This window comes from Pseudomonadota bacterium (assembly GCA_039815145.1).
Taxonomy (GTDB): Bacteria; Pseudomonadota; Gammaproteobacteria; order Steroidobacterales; family JBCBZW01; genus JBCBZW01.
The window spans coordinates 1-3512 of sequence record JBCBZW010000250.1; the positions used below are offsets into that span (position 1 = coordinate 1).

At 67.0% G+C, this 3512-nt stretch carries 2 protein-coding genes; both read left to right on the forward strand.

Going from position 1 to position 3512, the window contains the following annotated elements:
- The first annotated feature begins 89 nt into the window (after positions 1 to 89).
- Positions 90 to 872, forward strand: a complete 783-nt coding sequence (locus tag AAF184_25290; GenBank protein ID MEO0425669.1) for a DUF1223 domain-containing protein — start codon at positions 90 to 92, stop codon at positions 870 to 872.
- 82 nt (positions 873 to 954) lie between these two features.
- Positions 955 to 3387: a putative Ig domain-containing protein gene (locus AAF184_25295; protein ID MEO0425670.1), complete on the forward strand. Its 2433-nt coding sequence runs from the start codon at positions 955 to 957 to the stop codon at positions 3385 to 3387.
- The last annotated feature ends 125 nt before the right edge of the window (positions 3388 to 3512 follow it).

Here is a 3512-nt window from a genome sequence, read left to right on the forward strand (position 1 = left end):
CCCCGTGATACTTTCGTGGCAGTCTGCGAAGGTGGCTTACCCGGGCTCGTCGACGCCCGGCCAACTTACGGCTCGAGGATGCTTGCGCGATGACACAGAAACGATGGCTGGCGTGCCTGCTGTTGGTACTGACCGCCAACCAAGGCGCCGCCGAAGATGCCTTCGTGGAGTTCGCGAGCGGCGCATCGCAGGTCACGCTGATCGAGCTGTTCACCTCGGAGGGTTGCAGCAGCTGCCCGCCTGCGGAGCGTTGGCTCAACAACTTGGAATCCGATCCCGGCCTCTGGCATGACTTCGTGCCCGTGGCCTGGCATGTCGACTACTGGGACTACCTCGGCTGGAAGGACCCGTTCGCAGACCCCGCCCATGCGAAGCGCCAGCGACGCTACGCGGCGGAAGAGGGCGCGCGAACGGTTTACACGCCAGGCGTCTTTCGCAACGGCCGCGCCTGGTCGGACTGGCGCGCCGGCGGGCGCATCGCCTCGCGTCGCTCATCGCCAGGTAACCTCGTGGTGCGCCGAGAAGGCGATCGCATCACCGCCCGCTTCGAGCCCACGAGTGCGAATGGCGCACGGATGGTGCTCAACGTCGCCGTGCTCGGCATGGGCTTCGAGACTGAGGTGCGCGCAGGCGAGAACCGCGGCCGCGCCCTCAGCCACGAGTTCGTGCTCATCGGCCAAGGCGCCCGCGCGATGACCCGCGAAGGTAACCATTACGTGGCCGAAACCCCCTTCCCCGTCGCCGACCATGCCACGCAGCGCACGGCCCTGGTGGCATGGGTCTCCACGCGCGCCTCGCAACGGCCAGTGCAGGCCGTCGGTGGGTTTCTCACGCTGAGCACGCTCGGCCCACGCCCTGAGAGCTTTCCCTAGCTCGACACACTCTCCTCTCGGCAGCTGACGCCGCCCACGCACACGGGAACGGTGCGTGATCAACTACCACGAGGAGATACTCATGCCTGTTCACAAGGGCACCTTCCCTGCGCCTGGCGCGCTCGCGATCGCCGTCGGGCTCGCACTGCTATCGGGCTGCAGCGGATCATCAGACAACGACGAAGCCAACCTGATCGCACCGCCGGTCACGACCAACGCCGTCCCCGAAATTACCGGCGCACCCGCGACAACCGACGTCCCCGAGGGTGATGGCTTCGCCTTCACGCCGAGCGCCAGCGACGCGGACGGCGACACCCTGACCTTTTCCATCAGCAACGCACCGCCTTGGGCGAGCTTCGACGCGGCCACGGGCGCGCTCACCGGCACCCCCGGCCCCGACGATGCGGGCACCTACGCGGACATCGGCATCAGCGTCTCGGACGGCACGGATGACGCCGCGTTGGCTCCCTTCGAGATCACCGTACTAGACGTCACCGCGCTGACCCTGAGCGGGGTCGTCACGGACGATCCGATCCCCAATGCCATGGTCACGGTGGATGTTGGCTCGGAGCGCTTCGAAGCCCAGGCCGACGGCACTGGCAGCTACACCATCGATCTTCGCGTGCTCACCGACGAGCTCGCCCCCGACGCGCTGGTGCAGATCACCGGCCAGGGCGTCGATGCGCAGGCAAGCGTCGAACTCGTCAGCCTGGTGGGTACGATCAGCGACATGCTCAGCGCCGCGGGCGACGACGGCGCCCTGGACCCGAGCGAGGAAGACCGCCTCACGGTCAGCCACCTGAGCACGGCCCGCTTCCTCCTCGCCACGGATGCCAACGAAGGCACGGTGCCGAGCACCTCGCAGGAACTGGACGACGCCGAAGCGGCAATCCCGGCCGAGGAACTGCTGGAGGTGGCCGGCATCATCAAGCTGATCGTCGAGGAAGCCCTCGTCCCCATCCCCGAAGATGCCACCACCCTGAGCGTGCTCTCGGCGACGGCGGAGGGCGAGACCAGCATGTCCACCCTCGGCGCCCTCCTGGAAGCTAACGGGCTTACTGACTCTGCAGGCGAACTGCTCGCCGAGATTCGCGAGCGAGTCGATGCGGCCGTCGCGGACACCCTCGACGATGAAGCCCTCAGCATTGCCTTCACCGAGGACGCTGTGCTCGGCTCCACCGTGTGGACCGCTCCCCTGGTGCCCGGCTGGGTGCCCGTGAGCGGTGGCGTGTTCGACCTCGACGCAGACGGCACCGGCAGCACCTACGAAGCTCTGTCCCTCGGCGGCGACTTCGTCACCGGCGACGAGCCCTACGTCATCGACACCGTGCCCTTCACCTGGGCGATCGATGAGGGTGGCGATCTGGTGGTGACCTACGACGACAACTCGACCAGCTTCTTCGTGTTCATCGATTCGGTGTCCGTGGTGGAGAGCTGGGGCTTCGATGAGTCCGTCGGCGAGTTCCTGCGCGAAGCGGAGGAAGATGGGCGTTACATCCCCTCTCAGCAGGAAGTCGTCTCCACGGTGGTCGCCCAGCGCTCGCAGATCCTCCTGCGCTCGACGGTACAAACGCTGGTACGACGATTCCAAACGGCCAACTATTCCCTCGACACGCTGCTGACGGAGCTCGGCTGGCCCGGCGAACTGCCCCGCGCCGACATCAGCTCGGAATCGGACCTGAACATCCGATCGGGTAACACAGGCAGCCTGTCGGCGCTGCCGGGCGCTGGCGACTCGGTGTTGCTGCCGATCGTGATCACCGCCCAACATCCACGCATCGTCACCCCGGCGACCACCGGCTACGCCTCGGACCTCTTCACCCTGGCGGCGTCAGGACAGGCCACGGGCCTGCTCGGCCAAGCCGCGTACACCTGGTCCATCGACGGCGATCAGCTGGTGCTGGCCAACGACGAAGACACCTACCGCTACCGGGTGATCACGGCGGTCGATGATCTGCAGCTCTACATGGTGGACATGGAACGGGCCGGCCAGCCCCTGGTGCGTCAGTCCCTGTGGGGGGCGATCGGCCTCGGCGGCGCGGAGCTGTTCGTTGACGATCTCGTGCAGGAGCTGCCCACGTATTGGCAGGCGGGCTTCGCCCTTCCCGACGCCAACAACTTCGACGACATGGGCCGCCTCGACTTCACCCAGATCTTCGGCTACGCGTTCCGTGAGGATGGGATCAGCACGCGGATCTTCTCCTCGGGTCTGTACCCCGATTGCGTCGAAGACCCGAATATCGCGTGCTATACCACCGATATCGACTGGGCCTGGACCGTCGACGGCTCGCGCATCGTGCGCACGCAGTTGGGCTCGTTCTTCCGCGAGCGCGACTGGGAGGTGGTGAGCTACACGCCGGACGGACGTGCCGTGATGCTGGAGTACGCCCTGATCGACTTCGGCGACGGACCGGACTGGTTCATCTTCCCCCGCCTCAACACCCAGTCCCTCGATCGTCTGGACGACTACCCCGATGCCTGGGCGGACGCCCTGGAGGAGGGGTTCGACTTCTGATAGTTGCGGCCGGGGGGGGGGGGGGGGGGGCCCCCCCCGCCGGGGCGGGGGGCCGCCGTCCCAGCAGGACTGGAGCTCCTCGCGGAAGCCCGGCACGGAGGGCGGTAGCTATGGCGGCGATGACC

Coding starts and splice junctions, on each gene's coding strand:
- AAF184_25290 (MEO0425669.1), top strand. CDS start 90: ATGACACAGAAACGATGGCTGGCGTGCCTGCTGTTGGTACTGACCGCC.
- AAF184_25295 (MEO0425670.1), top strand. CDS start 955: ATGCCTGTTCACAAGGGCACCTTCCCTGCGCCTGGCGCGCTCGCGATC.